Here is a 17,416-nt window from a genome sequence, read left to right on the forward strand (position 1 = left end):
CTCAGCGCCGCTCGCCCAGTGCGAGCAGCGGCGCGGCCTCGATCCGCACGTCGATCGCGCCGGTTTCCAGCTTGAAGCGGGCGACGGCCCCCTGGAGCCCGCGGGCATGGCCGTTGAGGTCGTCGGCGGCCCCCGAGACGTTCGCGGTGGCGAGGGATGCCTCATGGGCGCTGGTATTCAAGCTCTCGATGGCCCGGACCACCTGGTCGCCCCCCACGCGCTGCTCGGCCGTGGCGTAGCTGACCGAGCGGGTGAGCTGGTGCATCTCGTCGACGGCGGCGTTCACCTGCTCGTTGACCCCCGCCATTTGCTCGGCCGCCGTGACGATCTGGTGGCTGGCTTGCGCCTGCTGGCTGGTCGCCTGCTCCACCTCGTGGAGGAGCAGGGCCATCTCGGCGGACGCCCCCTTGATGCGCTGCAGGGCCTCGTGCGTGTGCTCGGCGAGCCGCACGCCCTGATGCACCTTCTCGGTGCCCACATGGGTGACGCCGACGGCGTGGGCCGTCTCGTTCTGGATCCCCTGGATGAGGCCCCCGATCTCCTTGGTGGCCTTGGCCGAGCGCTCGGCGAGCTTGCGCACCTCGTCGGCGACCACCGCGAAGCCGCGGCCCGCCTCGCCGGCTCGCGCCGCCTCGATGGCGGCGTTGAGGGCCAGGAGGTTGGTCTGCTCGGCGATGTCGTCGATCACCTCGATGATGGCGCCGATCTCGCCCGAGCGCGCCGAGAGCCCCTCGATGGTCGCGCGGATCCCCGTCATGGTCTCCGCGATGGCCGACATGCCGGACTTCGCCTCGGCGACGGCCTCTTCGCCCGAGGCGATGGCCTCGCTCGAGCCCGCGGCGACCTGGTTGGCCTTCGAGGCGTTGCCCGCCACCTGCTGGATGCTCGCGGCGAGCTCCGCCATGGCCCCCGACGTCTGCGTCACGGCCGCCGCCAGCTCGTTGGACTGGTCCTGGACCACCGAGACCTTGCGCTCCAGGTCCTGGGTGCTGGCATCCACGGCCTTGAGGTTCGCGGCCATCTCCTCCATGGCTGCCGAGGTCACCTCGCTGCTCGAGGCCTGCACCGTGGCCGTCGTGGCGAGCTGGTGGCTGGAGGAGACGATCTGGCTCGCGGCCGAGGTGACGGCGCCGGCGGTTTGGCGCACTTCCCGCACGATGACCTGCAGCCCGTCGATCATCCGGGCGATGGCCGTCCCGAGGCGATCGCGATCGCTCTTGGCGGCGACCCGGACGCTCAGGTTGCCGGCGCTGACCTCCTCGGCGGCCGTGGCCATCTCGCGAAGGTAGACCATCATCTTGTCGAAGGAGGCGGCCAGATCCCCCAGCTCGTCCCGGCTGGTGATGGCGACGTGGCGATCGAGCTCGCCGTTGGCGACGGCCTGGGCGACCTCCAGGAGCTTCAGCAGCGGGGCGATGATCCGGCGGCGGATGAGGACGATCGCAAGGCCGACCAGGGTCAGGGTGACGAGCGACGTCAGGACCAAGAGGGCGGTGTTGAGCTGCTGCTCCTTGCGCGCGGCGCTGACGGCCCGCTCGGTGTCCGCGCTGACGGCCGTCGCCACCTCCAGGATGGAGTCGATCCCGCGCGTGGCTTCCTTGACCCATGCCCCACCCGCCAGGGGATAGGGGGAACGGGCGTCGCTCGCCCGATAAACGGACTGGCGAACCTTCTCGAAGCGCCCGAGGAACTCGGCGTCGAGCCCGACCATGGCCTCGCCCACCTGCGAGTCGGCCGGGAGCTTCCGGGTGATGAGGCGAAGGACCGCGACGTTCTGGTCGACGATGGCCCTGAAGCGCGCGAGGTTCTGGGCGGTCTCGCCCTCGATGGGCTTGCCCTGGGCGATGGCCGACCCGATGGTGGCCCGCTCGCGTCCGGCGTACTCGGCAGCCAGGAAGACGATCTCCTTGACCTGGAGGTTGCTGCGATAGGCCTCGTCCAGGGGCGTCTTGGCCGTGAAGGCATCCCGCCGCACCTGGGACAGGGCCTCGATGAAGCTCGTCATGGTCCCGATCCAGGCCTTGGGGGCCAGATCGGCCGTCCGGGTCTCGAGGATCCGATCGACCGCGCGGCGGGAGTCCTCCAGGGCCGAGCGGCGCTCGGCGAGGACCTGGAGGCTCCCGTTGAGCGGATGAGCCGCATCAGGCCCCTTCATCTGCTCGGCGATGGCGAGCGCCTCCTCGAAGGCCTTGTCGCCGGTCTCGCGCAGCGCGCGGATCTTGGTCACGGTCTCGGGCGTCACCGTCTCCGGCTTGGCGATCGCCGTGGCCGTCACGCCGCGCTCGATGGCCTCACTGGCGTTCGCCGTGAGGATGAAGTCGGCCATGCGGTTGGCTTGCTGGAGCCAGGCGGCCTTGGCGGCGTCGGCTGCGACGCGCGTCCCCTCCTTGAAGAGCAGCAGGACGCAGAGCAGCGCCAGCAGCGCGATCAGAGCCATGAGCAGGTGTCGGATCTTCAGGTTTCTCATCGCGCCCTCTTTCAGTTGATCGCGCCAAGGTGGTGCCAAGACCGGGGGGTTGCTGTCCCGGCCTCAAGATTGAAGCATAAATCCAGCTGAAAGCAAGAGACAGTGGGGTTTCTACGGATCTAAGAAGCTCCTTGCGGGCGAGGAAGTCTCTGCGAAGCCCCTCGGCAGGGGGCTTTTTCCGGGGTGGCTTACGGGCGAAAGCCCCCGCCAGCGGCGGGGGCTCGGGTGGAGGGGATGAGCGCGGGTTCCCTATTGAGTCGTCAGCACGTCCGCGGTCGCCGCGTCGGCGTACTCGTTCGACTTGACGGTGTAGTCGCGGATCACCGCGGGGTCGAGCACGACGCTGAAGCGCTGGGTCTCGACGATCGCGCCCTTCTTGGTGAAGGTCACCACCAGGGTGCCGGCGCGCTGCATCAAGAAGCTGGGGTTCATCACCTGGGCCGTCGCCGTGACCTTCTTGAAGCCCAGCACGCCGCTGGTCTCGGTCTTGAGGTCGATGACCCGCAGGGCGTAGGCCAGGTCGATGGGCTTCGCGGTGGGAGCGGGGGTCGGCGTCGCGGTCGGGGCGGGCGTCGGGGTGGGATCGGGGGTCGGGGTCGCCTCGGGCTCGGGCGTGGCCGAGTAGGTGGCGGGGTCGGTGTAGAGGCCGCTGTCGGCGGTGGTGTCGAGCTGATCGTAGGAGCTGGTGTCGCTCGTCAGGTCGTCCACCTGGGGGGCCCCGGTGCGGCCGCAACCGCCGAGGGCGATCGCGAGGGCCACGCCGAGCGCGGCGACCATCGGCGTCAGGCGCGCAGTACCGAATCGAACCATCTCTCCACCCTCCAAAGCGAACCGTGCTAACACTATATGCACGCCCCCCGCCGCGAACTGACGCGGAAGAGGTGAAGGGTGGTTTAAGGTATCGGTAAGCTTGCTGTTCCCGGGGGATCGTCGCGCTAGCGGCCGGCGACGGCGATGACGCTCGCGATCGCGCTGGCGCTGGGCTCGGGCGGCGCCGGGGGCCGGCTCGCGCCGATCGACTGGCTGCTCCAGCGGGCGAGCTGAGAAGCGTACTGCTGGGCGGAAGCCTTGACGCTCGCGATCCCGGCGAGGGCCTCGGGGTCCCAGGTGGCCGGATCCCGTCCCGAGCGCTTGAAGGCCTGGGCTGCGATCGCCACGGTGGTGGTCGCCGCGCTCAGGGTGAGGGAGGTCTCGCTCGTGCCCGAGGAAAGGCGCACCAGCCCCCGGTACACCGGGACGCGCCCCGGATCGAGCAGGGCCACCTCGTAGAGGGCGGCGCTCTGCGAGAGGTCGGTGGCCGGGACGTTGAGCGAGAAGTCGCCCGCGTCGCTGGTGACGCTGCCGACCGCGAGCACGCGGCCGTCGAGGGTCGAGAGGCGCGAGCCGAAGGTGCGCGGGGCGGGCCTGGACTCCGCGGCCACCGCGTAGTCGTCGGGCAAGAGGGCCTGGCCGTACAGCGTCACCAGCCGCGGCAAGGAGTTCTCGGGGGAGATCCGGGGCCAGGCACACCCGCCGATCGAAAAGCCCCCCAGGCCGAGCGCCAAGAGCCCGAGCATGGCCCGGGTCGCCATGGTCCTGCGCGTCATCAGAGCCCCCTTCGCCGTTGGTGCGCGCGAGCGCGGGAGTCGCCTCAAGAGGCTAGCACGACCCCCGGTCGCAAGGCTTGGCGGGCGAGGACCAAATCGGTTGGCTACTGCTTGGGGAAGAGGAGCTCGACCGCATCCTGGGCCAGGTCCGAGTCCGCCCCGGGCGGGGTCGCGCCCCCGGCCAGGTAGCCGTAGAACCGCTGCTGGAAGGTCCCGAGGATCCCCCCGGTGCCGGCCGCCTGGGTTGCGAGCTCGTTCTCGAGCTGCTGCGGGCTGCGGGGCTTGCCCGTGGCATCGAGCAGGCGCGAGGCGTCGAGCTGGCGCTCGGCCTCCAGGGCCAGGCTCACCAGGGTGGACAGGTCGGTCAGATCCCCCTGGATCGTCCCGGTCTGCCCCCTGGTCAGGCGGAAGGTCCGCGCGAGCAGGGGGCCGCCCCGGCCGGGGTGGCGCCAGGCCACCTTGACCCAGTCGCCGGCCTCGCTCAGGGCGTCGGTGCGAACGTCGAAGGAGAAGTCGCCCTGGTCGTTGGTCACGGTGGCGGCGTCGGCCTTGCCCAGCGTGCCCGCGAGGTTGGCCACCGTCAGGGGGCTGCCCTTGCGGGCGGGCAGGGCGGCGGGCTGGGAGATCCCCTCGGAGGAGGGGGGGCGCACGCGCCCCTGGAGGGTCACGCTCGGCGTGCCGGCAGAGCAGGCCGCTAGGGCGCTCAGGGCGGCGAGCGCGAGGCCCAGCCATCGGATGGCGGCGAGATTCGACACGGCACTCCTCCAGCGCGAAACCCTCCGGCGGGCTCTCGTCCCGCGAGAGCCTCGCTCGATTTGCCATTGTAGCGGATCGAGCGAGAGCCGCGCCGAGCTATCCGGGAGAACGAGGCCTGCGCCGGCGCACGCGCTGCTCGAGGGCCTCGCCTTCGAGTCCGGCGGCCGCCCAGCGCCGCTCGAGGCGGCGATCCAGGCGCCGCAGGTGGCGATCGAGCAGGGGCAGGCGGGTGGTGTTCCCCTGGTAGGCCATGACCGCCGCGTACACCGATAGCCCCAGCCCGCCGATCATCCACAGCGAGATGGCGAGCCCCGTTAGCCCCAGCAAGAAGAAGCCGAGAAAAGGCAGGCCCCCGAGGATCGCCCCGCCCCAGCCGAGCGCCATGGCCCCGCCGAGCCCGAGCGCCGTGAGCGCCAGGGACTGGATCGCGTGGAAGCGCAGGTGGCGCACCGCGCGATAGGCCGGGGCGAGCAGGACCGCGATCGCCACCGGAGGCAGGTAGGCGAGGGCCGCCAGGGTGCGATAGGAGGCGGCGCGCGGCTCCACGGCTAGCCCCCGCGCTTGATGGAGAGGCGCACCGTGGCGAAGGGCGCCGAGGGCTCGACGCGGGCGCTCGCGGTGGCCGCGGCGTAGCCCGGGCGCTCCGCGCGCACGCGGTACTGCCCCGGCCCCAGGTCGATGACCTTGAAGCGGCCCGCCGTGTCCGTCACGGCGAGCACCGAGACCCCCGTCCCCTCCAGGACCAGGCGAACGCCCCCGAGCGGGGCCGCGGTCGCCGCGTCGGTCACCGTGCCCTCGATCGCGCCGCGCCGCAGGGGCGCGGGGGTCGCAGCGGGGCGCTCGGCCCTGGCTTCGGGCGATGAACCGAGCTGGATCGTGAGCGAGACCGGCCCCCTCTCCTCGATCGAGGCCGTGGCGCCTGCCACCTTCTCGCCGCCGGGCGCGAAGACCTCGAGCGGGTAGGTCCCCGGCGCGAGCGCCGGCAGGTAGAAGTAGCCCGTGGCGGTGGTGGTGGCCCGGCGCGGGGGGCTCGCGAGGCTCACGGCGTGGCCCGAGCGCGGGGCCCCGTCGGGCCCGAGGACGCGGCCGACGAGGGTGGCTGCCGGCAGGGCGGGCGGGGCGAGGACCCCCGCCAGGACGCTCGGGGCGCTCGCGGGGCTGGCGCCCGGCGAGGGCTGCGGCCGAGCGGCAGGCGGCGCGGCCGCAGCGGGGGCCTGGGCCGGGGCGCGCCCGAGCTCGGGGAGCATGCCCTGGACGCTCGCGCCGTAGTAGAGGCCGCGATCGAGCGGCGAGAGGCCGGGCACGCCCAGGCTGCCGGCGCCGAGGCGGAGCCACGACAGGGGCGTCAGCTCGATGCCCACCCCCGTGTAGGCGCCCGAGGCCGCCTGCGGGCCGTGGCCCTCGACCGTCAGCCGGCCCAGGGGGCCGAACGGCACCTCGAGCCCCGCCATCAGGCGGGTGTTCAGGGCCACGTCCCCGTCGAAGCCCAGGTGCAGGGTGCCCCAGTGGAAGGGGCGCGCCCCGATCCGGCCGGCGAGGTCGCGCGAGAGGACCATGTGGTAGTGGAGGCCCGACAGGGGGCCCGCCGCGTCGATCCCGAGCAGCGAGAGGCCGACGGCGAGCGCCGTGGGATCGGCGGCGCTCGGCCGCATCACCTGGTACTTGAGGGCCCCCGAGAGGGTGGCGTAGTCGGGCACCGCGTAGACGAGGGTCCCCTCGAGGCCGTCCACGAGGCCGAACCTGAGAAAGCCGAGGCTCGCCCCTGGCCGATCGCCGGGCAGGACCGAGCGGGCTCCCAGCTCGAACTCGCGCGCCCGAAGGGTCCGCGCATCGGGCATGGCGCTGAGCCCCCCGGTCCCCCACAGGGTCGCCGCGCTCGCCGGCACGGCCGAAAGAAGGCAAAGGGAAAGGGCGAGGAAGGGGGCGCGCACGGCCTAGCGCCCCTGCTGCGCGCGGCGCGCGGCCTCGTCCGCCACCCGGTAGGCGTCGAGGGCGGAGTAGGCCTTGGTCCCGATGATGACGAGGGCGTCCCCCGCGCGGAAGTAGCCCGAGCCGAGGGCGCCGTCGAGGGCCCAGGCGAGGGGATAGGCGAGCACCGGCGCGAGGCACCACCAGCCCTTGGCGGTCTCGCCGTTGTAGAACTGGCCCGTGCCGTTGACCGCGAGGCTGAGCCCCGCGGCGATGCGCGGGTCCTTCTGGGGCAGGAAGCCGAAGAGGGCCTGCTCCGGCGGCAGCGGAGCGGGCTTGAACGGGGGCCTCTCGGCGGCCAGAGCCGACCGGGAGGCCGCAGCGAGGATCGAAATCGCCAGGAGTGCCGGCAGGGCGTGCTTCATGCCCCCAGTTTAGCCGAGGGCCCGGCGCGACCGCAAGGCGATCAGAAGTTCAGCTTGAGGCCCAGCAGGTTGCCCTGGCCGTTGCTTCCGATGGTGCCCTCGAGGTGGGGCTGGAACTTGTAGGCGAGCTCCACCCCGCCGCTCGGCCCGCCGAACAGGTCGTAGTAGGGGCCGCCCGAGAGGCCGTAGTAGGGCACCACCAGGTTGAGGCGGCCGGTGAGCTGCCGGGTGAAGGGGTAGGCCAGCCCGAAGCCGATCTCGATGCCGGGCGCGAAGGCGTAGGCGTTCCCCCACCGCGAGCCGCCCCACAACCCGATGATCCCGGCCACGCTCAGGTCCCGCCGAGCGCCGTTGACGAAGTCGTAGAGCAGGCGAATGTCGAAGCGGCTGTACTCGGCCTGGTAGAGGCCGGTCCCGAGCGAGGCCCCCAGGGTCACGTCCTTGCTCAGGCCGAAGTCCACCGAGGCGCTGAGGCCGTTGCCGATCCCCAGGCCGAAGTAACGCGCGTCCTTGCCGGCCATGTCGGCCCGGGGCATGGTCGAGGCCGCGGCGGGCAAGGCGAACAGGCAGGAGGCGACCAGGGCGATCGCGCCCTTCATGGCCGTTTCGAGGCGACTGGACATGGGGAACCCCCTTTCGTCGGACGTGCAGCCAGTCTAGTCGCGAAGGAATTGCGGGTCAACGTTGAATTAACCCTTGACAAAGCCCTGTAGGCGAGCGATACTAGCTACATCGTCAGGTGCTGCACCGGCGAGACACCTGCGGAGGTGGCGTAATGGCAGCCGCGCACGTTTGAGGGGCGTGTGGAGAAATCCGTATGGGTTCAAGTCCCATCCTCCGCACTAAGTGAAAATCGGGGCGCCAGGATTCATCCTGGCGCCCGAATTTCATATCCGGCCCTAAGCGGCCAATCATGAGTCCCCCGGGCCGCTCGCGCCCCCACCGGAGCCCCCTTCCAAATGGAATTCTTGCTGCACCTGGTCGATTTCGTCCTTCACTTCGACAAGCACCTCAGCGTCATCATCCAGACCTACGGCGCGCTGACCTACCTCTTCCTGTTCCTCATCATCTTCTGCGAGACGGGCCTCGTCGTGACCCCCTTCCTGCCCGGCGACTCGCTCCTTTTCGCCGCGGGTGCCTTCGCGGCCACCGGCTCGCTCGACATCACCGCCCTGTTCGCCCTGCTGTTCCTCGCGGCGGTCGTGGGCGACTCGACCAACTACTGGATCGGGCGGAAGATCGGCCCCAGGGTGTTCAAGGAGGGCAGCCGCTTCCTCAACCGATCCCACCTGGACCGGACCCAGGCCTTCTACGACAAGCACGGCGGCAAGACCCTGGTGCTCGCGCGCTTCGCCCCGGTCCTGCGCACCTTCGCGCCCTTCGTCGCGGGCATCGGCCAGATGCCTTACCGACGCTTTGTCGTCTTCAGCGTGACGGGCGGGCTCCTCTGGATCTCGCTGTTCGTGTTCGGCGGCTACCTGTTCGGCAACCTGCCCGTGATCAAGCAGAATTTCAAGCTGGTGATCCTCGGCGTCATCGTCGTCTCGCTCTTGCCGCCGCTGATCGAGGTCGTCAAGCACAAGTTGCAGCCGACCCGCAGCTAGCCGGAACCTTCTAGAGACGCCGTCCCTGGCCGTTCGAACGGCCAGGGACGGCGTCTCTTCTTGGCTGAGCAGGCAAGAGGCAGGTCACAATCGCGTCATCATCTCGAAATCAGGGGTTTAGGCGTGCGTTATGTTGGGCATGGAAAAGGCAGGTTGCCCGCCACCCCTTCGGCCAAGAGGAGCTCGCCATGCTGAACCCGCGTTACACGCTGAACATCTGCATCGCCTCCACCGCGACCATCTGGATCCTGATGATCCTGGGAGCGATGCTGGGCGGGGCGCCCTCCGGCTTCTCGTACGGCCTCTTGACCCTCAACATCATCAGCACGATGTTCGTCTACCAGCGCTACCGCGGGCTCTTCTGGTAGGAAGATCGAAACGGCCCGGCGCGAAGCGCCGGGCCGTCGTCGTCGAGGCGATGGGTCGTCGGTCAGTACACGACGTGCCAGATGTAGAAGAGGTAGTAGTAGGCGACCGCCCCGGACAGCAGGTAGCTGTCCGCCCGGTCCAGCACCCCGCCGTGGCCCGGGATGATGTCCCCCGAGTCCTTCTTGCCCGCGTCGCGCTTGATCATCGACTCGGTCAGGTCGCTGATCTGGGCGACCACGCTGATCACGGCGCCAAGGGCCATGCAGTGAAGGATGTGGAGGTGGAAGCCCCAGCCGACGAGCGCCGAGGCCGCCACCGCCAGGAGGATGCCCCCCAGGGATCCCTCGACGGTCTTCTTGGGCGAGAGCGGGCCGATCAGCGCTCGGCGCCCCAAGGACTTGCCGATCAGGTAAGCGCCCACGTCGGTCGCGATGATCGCCCCGAAGTAGAGGAAGGTGATCCCCATCCCCAGGTGAGGCATGGCCAGGCGATGGGCCGGGTCGGGGTACTGCAGCTGGCGCAGGAGCGGGATGTAGCTCGGAAGCCAGCCGGTCAGCACGATCCCCAGGAACGTGGTCGCCACGTCCGAGATGGTGCCCATCTGCCCGCCGGGCTGGCCGTCTTCGGCCTTGCCCATCACGTTCCAGTACGGGAACCACGGGGCGGAGCGAACGATGAGGAAGAGGCAGGCGAGCACGAAGCTCGCCACCATGAAGGGGGCGTGGTACTGGGTCCCCGTCAGCGCCGTCACGACGATGATCGAGAGCGAGGCCGCCGTACCCAGGTAACGCGCCGGATGGTAGCCCTTCTCCTCGAAGAGCCAGTACAGCTCCCGGTTCGCGAAGATCGACAGCACGAAGACGAAGACCGCCATCGGCCACTCGGCGAACCAGATCAGGGCGACGGCCAGCACGACGGCGACGAGCGAGGTGATCACCCGCAGCCGGAACTTGGGGCGCTTGAGGTCGAAGGGCGAGGTTTCGGGCGACATCTAGGACTCGGTTTCGAGCAGGTCGAGGGTGCGCGGGACGGCAAGCAGCTCAACGCCCTCCCGTGCCTTGCGGACCGCCGCCACCCGCCATTCGGCGGGCCGGACGATCCGCTCGGGCACAGGGGCCCGGGGCGGCAGGAGGGGCTTGACCGTGACCGGTCCCTCGGCGGAAAGCTCCGCGAGGGCCCGGTCCAGAGGGTAGGCGAGCCAGCGGTGGATGGCTAGACCTCCATGATCTCGGCTTCTTTGGAGGAGAGAGCCTTGTCGATCTCGGCGACGTAGCGATCCGTGAGCTTCTGGAGCTGGTCCTGGAGGCGCTTGGCGTCGTCCTGGGTGATCTCGCTCTTCTTCTCGGCGCCCTTGATCTTGTCCTGCTCGTCGCGGCGGACGTTGCGGATGGCGACCTTGCCCTCCTCGGCCTCCTTCTTGGCGAGCTTGACCAGGTCGCGGCGGCGCTCCTCGGTGGGAGGGGGGAAGCCGATGCGCAGGGACTGGCCGTCGTTGGTCGGCGTCAGGCCCAGGTCGCTCTTGAGGATGGCCCGCTCGATGGCCGTGAGGGCGGCGCGGTCGAAGGGCTGGATCGCCAGGGTGCGCGCGTCCGGGGTCGAGACCGAGGCGATGGCCTTGACGGCGGTCATGGAGCCGTAGTACTCGACCTCGATGCGATCGAGGATCGCGGGGGCGGCGCGGCCGGTGCGGATCGCGGCGAACTCCTGGTTGATCCGGGAGACCGCCTTCTTCATCTTGCCTTCGGCTTCCGCGATGACGTCTTTAAGCATGGGTGGGAATGCCTCCTACGTAAGTGCCGATGGGCTCTCCGCGCACGACGCGCTCGATGTTGCCGGGTTCGTTTAGGTTGAACACGATGATGGGGAGCCCGGTGTCCTTGCACAGGGAGATGGCCGTGGAGTCCATGACCTTGAGCTCCTTGCTGAGGACCTCCATGTAGTTGAGTTGCTGGTACTTGACTGCGTTCGGGTTCTTGGCGGGGTCCGAGTCGTAGACTCCGTCCACCTTGGTCGCCTTGAGGAGGACCTCGGCGCCGATCTCGACGGCGCGCAGCGAGGCGGCGGTGTCGGTGGTGAAGTAGGGGTTGCCGGTGCCGGCGGCGAAGATGACCACGCGCCCCTTCTCGAGGTGGCGCATCGCCCGGCGCTTGATGAAGGGCTCGGCGACCTCTCTCATCTCGATGGCGGACTGGACGCGGGTGTCCACGCCGGCCTTCTCGAGGCCGTCCTGCAGGGCCAGCGAGTTCATGACCGTCGCGAGCATGCCCATGTAATCGCCGGTGGAGCGATCCATGCCCTTGGCGCTCGCCGCCAGGCCGCGGAAGATGTTGCCCCCGCCCACGACCAGGGCGAGCTCGAGGCCCTGATCCACCAGGCCCTTGACCTCGTCGGCGATCTGGCGGATCACCACCGGGTCGATGCCGTAGCCCTGGGCGCCCATGAGCGCCTCGCCGCTCAGCTTGAGGAGGATGCGCTTGTACTTGAGACCGTTGCTCAACGGAGACTCCTCTTCGTGAGGAGCGACCCCCGACGCGTGACGGGGGTCGCCCTTCGGATTGGCCGGGTTTACTTGCCCATCTGGGCGGCGACTTCGGCCGCGAAGTCCTCGACCTTCTTCTCGATGCCCTCGCCGAGCACGAAGCGGGCGAAGCGCTTGACGCTCATCTTGGCGCCGAGCTTGCTCGCGCGCTCGTTGATCACGTCGGTCACGCTCTTGCCGGGCTCCTTGATGAAGGGCTGCTCGAGGAGGCAGACCTGCTCGAAGTACTTGTTGATGCGGCCCTCGACGATCTTGCCCCGGACGGCCTCGGGCTTGGCCTTGATCTCGTCCTGCTCGGAGAGGATCCGGCGCTCGGCCTCGGTCTGCTCGGCGGGGACCTCGGTGCGCGAGACGAAGGCGGGGCTGGAGGCGGCGACCTGCATGGCCAGGTCGCGGGCCAGCTCCTGGGCGTCGCCGCTGGTGCTGATGTCCTTGTCCGAGATCAGCTCGATCAACACGCCGATCTTGCCGCCGAGGTGGATGTAGGTGCCGACGAGGTTGGTGCCCTCGGCGGTGTAGCGGGCGAAGCGACGGATGTCGATCTTCTCGCCGATCTTGGCGACCTTGGTGTTGAGGACCTCGTTGAGGGTCTGGCCGGCCTCGGCCACGGAGGGCTGAGCGAGCAGGTCGGCGCCGACGCCGGTCTCGGTGGTGGCCTTCTCGGCGGCCTGCTGGGCCACGTCCTTCACGAAGGCGACGAACTCCTCGTTGCGGGCGACGAAGTCGGTCTCGCAGTTGACCTCGACCAGCGCGCCCACGCGGCCGTCGGCGGTCAAGTAGGAGCCCACGGCGCCCTCGCTCGCGATGCGGCCGGCCTTCTTGGCGGCGGCGGCGAGGCCCTTCTTGCGGAGCAGCTCGACGGCCTTGTCGAGATCACCACCGACTTCGGTGAGGGCCTTCTTGCAGTCCATCATGCCGGCGCCGGTCTTCTCACGGAGATCCTTGACGAGCGAAGCGGAAATGTCCACGGGTGATTCCTCCTTAAGGAAAGATCAAATTCTTCTTCAGTATACTCTAAAATCCCCCCGAAGGGGATGGCCGCACCTTCTCAAGCGCACGCCCGGGCGAGTGCCCGGGCGTGCGATCGACCTTTGAAGGCGGCTGAGGCTAGATCGAGACGGCCTCGAGCTGCTCGGTGGTGCCGGCGGCGTGCTGCACGCCCTGCTTGCCCTCGAGGACGGCGTCGGCGATCTTCTCGGTGAGGACCTTGATGGCGCGGATCGCGTCGTCGTTGCCGGGGATGATGTAGTCGACCTCATCGGGATCGCAGTTGGTGTCGACCACGGCCACGACGGGGATGCCCAGCTTGCGGGCTTCCTTGATGGCGAGGTGCTCCTTCTTGGTGTCGATCACGAAGACGACGTCGGGGCGACGGCCGGGCAGGTTCTTGATGCCGCCCAGAAGACGCTCGAGCTTGAAGGCTTCCTTCTCGAGGAGCGAGACTTCCTTCTTGGGCAGACGGTCGTAGGAGCCGTCGACCTTCATCTGCTCGAGCTCCTTGAGGCGGGCGATCCGCTTCTTGATGGTCTCGAAGTTGGTCAGCATGCCGCCGAGCCAGCGCTGGTTGACGAAGAACATGTTGCAGCGCTCGGCCTCCTCGCGGATGGTCTCCTGCGCCTGCTTCTTCGTGCCGACGAAGCAGATGTTCTTGCCCTGGGCGACCATGTCGCGCACGAAGTAGTACGCGGCGTCCAGGTAGCGCGAGGTCTTCTGGAGGTCGATGATGTAGATGCCGTTGCGCTCGGCGAAGATGTAGGGACGCATCTTGGGGTTCCAGCGACGGGTCTGGTGACCGAAGTGGACGCCGGCCTCGAGCAGGCTCTTCATAGGTGCGACGGGCATAGGGTTGTTACTCTCCTTTTAAGGGGTGGGGTTACTCCGCCGCCGACCGCTTTCTGTGGCGCCCTTCAGGAATCGAGGGTTTCCCCTCGACCCCGCCTGGAGGGCATGCGGGTCGGCGTGTGGGCTCCGCGCGCGGCGTGGCGCTCGCGGGCGTGGGAAGCGGATCCGTACTATAGCATGTGCCCCCTGCCCCCAGCAAGCGAGCGCTCGGCGAGAGCGGCCCCGCGGTGATCAATGAACTTGCGCCGGGAGATCCCTTGGCGTATCCTTATTCGAAGGCTTGGCCGCTCAGGGCCGGGCCGCGCCGTGCCGCACAGGCCTCTACGGTCGAACGCAGGAAGGAACGCCCCATGCCGACGGTCCAGACCATCCTCTTCGAGAACGTCGAGATCGACGTCTCCAACAACAAGCAGCTCTTCATCCACCCCATCCACCGGGTGGTGGCCGAGGAGTTCCCCGTCCCGCTCTCGTTCGCCGTCCTGAGCTGCGCCTACGATCTGGCTCCCGGTCGCTACTCGTGCAAGCACACCATGTTCGCCGACGACCGCAAGACCGAGCTGATCTCCTTCTCCCACGAGGCGGTCGCCCTCGAGCAGGCCGGCGGCGGCATGGGCTTCCGCACCACCTTCGAGAACGTCCAGCTCCCCGGCCCCGGCCGCTACTGGATCCGCACCGAGCTCTCGGGCGGGGTCAAGGCCGACGACATCGTCCTGCGGGTCGAGGGCGTCAAGAAGGGTGCTCCCAAGCTCAACCTGCGCGCCTAGCGCTCGTTGCCGGCCCGGGCATTAACCTCGCCAAAACCTCCCTTCGCCCCTGTGCAAAAGGGAGAAAGACCGCTCGGGCCGAAAAATTTAACCCAACCTTTCCGATCCAGGGGGCTTGCCGCGTTATCCTTGGGGTAGAACGAAATCGAGCGGCGGGCCGCCCCCGAAAAAGGGGCAAGCGGCAAGCGGTCGCTCGCAAGAAGCATCCGTCAAGATCAGTCGTTACCTCTCGACCGTTTGCCAGGGGGCGGTTCATTCGGAAGGCGGCGCGGCCACGTCCGGGGTTAAGGCGAGTTTGTGTGGTCCGTTACAGCAACATCGACGCAACATAGCCAAAATCTTTTCACCGTAAAGTTTCAGGTAGAGTGTGCACAAGCAAGCGATAACACGGCGCAACAACGTGGTTCGAGTAGGAGGATCAGGGCTTGGATAAGCTGATTGTCAACGGCGGGCCCCCCCTCGTCGGCACCATCCCGGTCAGCGGCGCGAAGAACTCGGCCCTGCCGATCCTCGCGGCGGCGATCCTCTCGCAGGGCGACTGCCACATCACCAACGTCCCCGAGCTGACCGACGTCCACATCATCTGCGAGATCCTGGGCACCCTGGGCGTCGAGGTCGAGTCGACCGGCAAGGGCTCCTACCGCCTCAACGCCAGCGGCCTCTGCGAGTTCACCGCCCCCTACGAGCTGGTCACCAAGATGCGGGCGGCCTTCTTCGCCATCGGCCCCATCCTGGCGCGCATGGGCCACGCCCGGATCCCCTTGCCCGGCGGCTGCACCATCGGCTCGCGCCCGGTGGACCTCCACCTCAAGGGGCTTCGCTCCCTGGGCGCCAAGGTCACCATCGAGCACGGCTACGTGGAGGCCCAGGCCGACGCCCTGGTCGGCGGCAACGTCTACCTCGACTTCCCGAGCGTGGGCGCCACCGAGACCATCATGATGGCCGCGGTCCACGCCGAGGGCACCACCGTCATCGAGAACTGCGCCCAGGAGCCCGAGATCGTCGATCTCGCCGACTTCCTCAACAAGATGGGTGCCCGGGTCACCGGCGCCGGGACCCAGACCATCACGGTCGAGGGGGTCCGGCGGCTGGGCGGCTGCGACCATTCCATCATCCCCGACCGGATCGAGGCGGGCACCTTCATGGTGGCCGCGGCCATCACCCGGGGCGATCTGACCCTGACGGGGGTGCGCAACGACCACCTCCAGGCGATCGCAAGCAAGCTCATCGAGATGGGGGTCACCGTCACCCCCATCGGCGATGACGTGGTCAACGTCAAGGTCGAGGGGCCCCTCAAGCCGGTCGACATCCGGACCATGCCCCACCCCGGCTTCCCCACCGACATGCAGGCCCAGGTCATGACCCTGCTTTCGACCGTCGACGGCACCTCGGTGCTGACCGAGATGGTCTTCGAGAACCGCTTCCTGCACGTGGACGAGCTGATCCGCATGGGGGCCAACATCAAGGCCGAGGGCAACGTGGCGGTGATCCAGGGGGTCAACGCCCTCTCGGGGGCCCCGGTCAAGGCCACCGACCTGCGCGCCGGCGCCGCCATGATCCTCGCGGGCCTGGTCGGTCGCGGAGAGACGGTCATCACGGGCCTGCACCACATCGATCGCGGCTACGAGCACATCGAGGCCAAGCTGACCGCGGTGGGCGCGCGCATCTCGCGCGTCTCGCGGCCGGAGACCGTCCTGACCGTCTAGGAACCATGCACCCGCTCGCCATTCTCTTCGCGGCGCTCCCCCTGCACGCGGCCCCTTCGGTGCCGCCCGGCTCGGGGGGCGCTTCGGCGTCGGTCGCTCCGCTGCTTCTCCCGGCGACCCTCGTCGGCATGCGCGTCGAGAGCGCCCCCGAGGCCGTGACGCTGTCGCTCGAGCTGACGGGGCCGGTAAGGGCCGTCGAGGCCTCCGACGCGGGGGCCTTTCGCCTCAAGCTCGAAGGGATGACGGGCGATCGCTTGTTGCTGTTCGATCAGCCGATCAACGACCCGATCCTGAGGGGCCTGCGCTGGGAGCAGGCGGGGCCCGACCCGGTGCTGGTGGTGCCCTGGGGTTACCGCCTGCCCACCCGCATCGAGGCCACGTCCGCCGGCACCTATCGCCTGATGGTCACCCTCCAGAAGGTCTTCAGCGAGAGCCTCCAGCGCGAGCTGGCGCCGGGGATCTCCCACCAGGCCATCCGGCGCGGGACGCCCTTCGGCCCGCTCTCGATCCACGCCCTGCGGGTGGACCTCAAGGCCCCGGGGGTGAGGGTGGCGCCCGCCATGGCGGCAAGCAAGGGGGGCTTCGGCCTCGAGAGCGTCAGCGGGATCGCCCAGCGCAACCAGGCGCTTGCCGCGGTCAACGGGGCCTACTTCGGCCGCGGGGGGCTGCCGCTCGGTCTGGTGATGATCGATCGCGCGCTGGTGACCGGCCCGATCTACGCCCGGACCGCCCTGGGCTTCGGCCCGAGCACCACCCGCCCGGTCATCGAGCGCGCGGCCCTCTCGGCCTACGTGGAGCTTGCGAACGGCCAGAGCGTGGAGCTCGACGGGGTGAACCAGGCGCGCTGGGACGACCAGATCGTCGCCTACACCGATCGCTGGGGCGCGCGCACCCGCACCGAGGCCAAGGCGGGCACCCTCGAGGTCGCGGTGGCGCCCGACGGCAAGGTCATGGCCGTGGGTGCGAGCGACCTTCCCATCCCGACCGGAGGCTTCGTCCTCTCGGCCATGGGATCACCCGCCGCCTGGCTCGACGAGACGATCAAGCCGGGGATGACGGTCAAGCTCCAGGTGCCCCTGAGCGACTACTTCGAGGGGGTTCAGCACGTGCTGGGCGGCGGCCCGCGCCTCCTGGAGGCCGGTCAGACCCGCATCACCAGCGAGGCCGAGCGCTTCCAGAGCGACATCGCCCGGGGCCGCGCCCCGCGCACCGCCGTGGGCGTCAGCGCCACCGGCGACCTGGTGATCGCCACGGTGGACGGTCGGTCGGCCACCGATTCGGTGGGCGTCACCCTGGGCGAGCTCGCGGACCTGATGCGCGAGCTGGGCGCCCAGGACGCCATGAACCTGGACGGCGGCGGCTCGACGGCCTTCGTGCTGGAGGGCAAGCTCATGAACAAGCCCTCCGACGGCTCCGAGCGGCCGGTGAGCAACGCCCTGCTGATCTGGGG

18 protein-coding genes and 1 tRNA gene are annotated in these 17,416 nt (G+C 69.2%); 6 read left to right on the forward strand and 13 right to left on the reverse strand.

Features of this window, described 5'->3' with window-relative positions:
- Nucleotide 1: 1 nt before the first annotated feature.
- The 8 genes from V6D00_09580 to V6D00_09615 all read right to left on the reverse strand — a co-directional run bounded on the left by V6D00_09580 (nucleotide 2) and on the right by V6D00_09615 (nucleotide 7,765).
- Nucleotides 2-2,467 carry a methyl-accepting chemotaxis protein gene (locus tag V6D00_09580; protein ID HEY9899419.1) on the reverse strand — a complete coding sequence of 822 codons (2,466 nt, stop codon included), beginning with the start codon at nucleotides 2,465-2,467 and terminating at the stop codon, nucleotides 2-4.
- A gap of 249 nt (nucleotides 2,468-2,716) precedes the next feature.
- A complete protein-coding gene (locus V6D00_09585; GenBank protein HEY9899420.1) occupies nucleotides 2,717-3,277 on the reverse strand; it encodes a hypothetical protein in 561 nt (186 codons plus the stop codon).
- Between the two features lie 125 nt (nucleotides 3,278-3,402).
- A complete protein-coding gene (locus tag V6D00_09590; GenBank protein HEY9899421.1) occupies nucleotides 3,403-4,053 on the reverse strand; it encodes a hypothetical protein in 651 nt (216 codons plus the stop codon).
- A gap of 104 nt (nucleotides 4,054-4,157) precedes the next feature.
- Nucleotides 4,158-4,808: a hypothetical protein gene (locus V6D00_09595; protein ID HEY9899422.1), complete on the reverse strand. Its 651-nt coding sequence runs from the start codon at nucleotides 4,806-4,808 to the stop codon at nucleotides 4,158-4,160.
- A 97-nt stretch (nucleotides 4,809-4,905) separates the two neighbouring features.
- Nucleotides 4,906-5,355, reverse strand: coding sequence for a hypothetical protein (locus V6D00_09600; GenBank protein HEY9899423.1), 450 nt, complete (start codon nucleotides 5,353-5,355; stop codon nucleotides 4,906-4,908).
- 2 nt (nucleotides 5,356-5,357) lie between these two features.
- A complete protein-coding gene (locus tag V6D00_09605) occupies nucleotides 5,358-6,740 on the reverse strand; it encodes a carboxypeptidase-like regulatory domain-containing protein (GenBank protein HEY9899424.1) in 1,383 nt (460 codons plus the stop codon).
- Between the two features lie 3 nt (nucleotides 6,741-6,743).
- A complete protein-coding gene (locus tag V6D00_09610; protein ID HEY9899425.1) occupies nucleotides 6,744-7,142 on the reverse strand; it encodes a hypothetical protein in 399 nt (132 codons plus the stop codon).
- Between the two features lie 41 nt (nucleotides 7,143-7,183).
- Nucleotides 7,184-7,765, reverse strand: coding sequence for a hypothetical protein (locus tag V6D00_09615; GenBank protein ID HEY9899426.1), 582 nt, complete (start codon nucleotides 7,763-7,765; stop codon nucleotides 7,184-7,186).
- Nucleotides 7,766-7,903: 138 nt separating this feature from the next.
- Here V6D00_09615 and V6D00_09620 point away from each other — a divergent pair.
- From V6D00_09620 to V6D00_09630, 3 genes are all read left to right on the forward strand, one after another.
- A tRNA-Leu gene (locus tag V6D00_09620) sits at nucleotides 7,904-7,984 on the forward strand.
- 117 nt (nucleotides 7,985-8,101) lie between these two features.
- On the forward strand, nucleotides 8,102-8,746 hold the full coding sequence (locus tag V6D00_09625) for a DedA family protein (GenBank protein HEY9899427.1): 645 nt from the start codon (nucleotides 8,102-8,104) through the stop codon (nucleotides 8,744-8,746).
- Nucleotides 8,747-8,934: 188 nt separating this feature from the next.
- A complete protein-coding gene (locus tag V6D00_09630) occupies nucleotides 8,935-9,114 on the forward strand; it encodes a hypothetical protein (GenBank protein ID HEY9899428.1) in 180 nt (59 codons plus the stop codon).
- A gap of 62 nt (nucleotides 9,115-9,176) precedes the next feature.
- On the opposite strand, the gene V6D00_09635 is transcribed toward V6D00_09630, so the two are convergent.
- The 5 genes from V6D00_09635 to rpsB all read right to left on the reverse strand — a co-directional run bounded on the left by V6D00_09635 (nucleotide 9,177) and on the right by rpsB (nucleotide 13,496).
- Nucleotides 9,177-10,106, reverse strand: a complete 930-nt coding sequence (locus V6D00_09635; GenBank protein HEY9899429.1) for a phosphatidate cytidylyltransferase — start codon at nucleotides 10,104-10,106, stop codon at nucleotides 9,177-9,179.
- A 221-nt stretch (nucleotides 10,107-10,327) separates the two neighbouring features.
- Entirely contained in the window at nucleotides 10,328-10,885 is a 558-nt protein-coding gene (gene frr / locus V6D00_09640; protein ID HEY9899430.1) for a ribosome recycling factor, read from the reverse strand.
- A complete protein-coding gene (gene pyrH / locus V6D00_09645) occupies nucleotides 10,878-11,612 on the reverse strand; it encodes a UMP kinase (GenBank protein ID HEY9899431.1) in 735 nt (244 codons plus the stop codon). The genes frr and pyrH overlap by 8 nt, the downstream gene beginning before the upstream one ends.
- 68 nt (nucleotides 11,613-11,680) lie before the next feature.
- On the reverse strand, nucleotides 11,681-12,622 hold the full coding sequence (gene tsf, locus V6D00_09650) for a translation elongation factor Ts (GenBank protein HEY9899432.1): 942 nt from the start codon (nucleotides 12,620-12,622) through the stop codon (nucleotides 11,681-11,683).
- Between the two features lie 139 nt (nucleotides 12,623-12,761).
- Entirely contained in the window at nucleotides 12,762-13,496 is a 735-nt protein-coding gene (gene rpsB / locus V6D00_09655; protein HEY9899433.1) for a 30S ribosomal protein S2, read from the reverse strand.
- Between the two features lie 350 nt (nucleotides 13,497-13,846).
- Between rpsB and V6D00_09660 the strand changes: the two genes are divergently transcribed.
- The 3 genes from V6D00_09660 to V6D00_09670 all read left to right on the forward strand — a co-directional run.
- Nucleotides 13,847-14,260 carry a hypothetical protein gene (locus tag V6D00_09660; GenBank protein ID HEY9899434.1) on the forward strand — a complete coding sequence of 138 codons (414 nt, stop codon included), beginning with the start codon at nucleotides 13,847-13,849 and terminating at the stop codon, nucleotides 14,258-14,260.
- Nucleotides 14,261-14,685: 425 nt separating this feature from the next.
- The gene (gene murA, locus V6D00_09665; protein HEY9899435.1) at nucleotides 14,686-15,966 is read left to right on the forward strand and encodes a UDP-N-acetylglucosamine 1-carboxyvinyltransferase; all 1,281 of its coding nucleotides are present in this window, start codon (nucleotides 14,686-14,688) and stop codon (nucleotides 15,964-15,966) included.
- Between the two features lie 5 nt (nucleotides 15,967-15,971).
- Nucleotides 15,972-17,416 (forward strand): phosphodiester glycosidase family protein (locus V6D00_09670; protein ID HEY9899436.1); only part of this gene is annotated, 1,445 nt, incomplete at its 3' end.

The organism is Pantanalinema sp., assembly GCA_036704125.1.
Classification (GTDB): Bacteria; Cyanobacteriota; Sericytochromatia; order S15B-MN24; family UBA4093; genus JAGIBK01.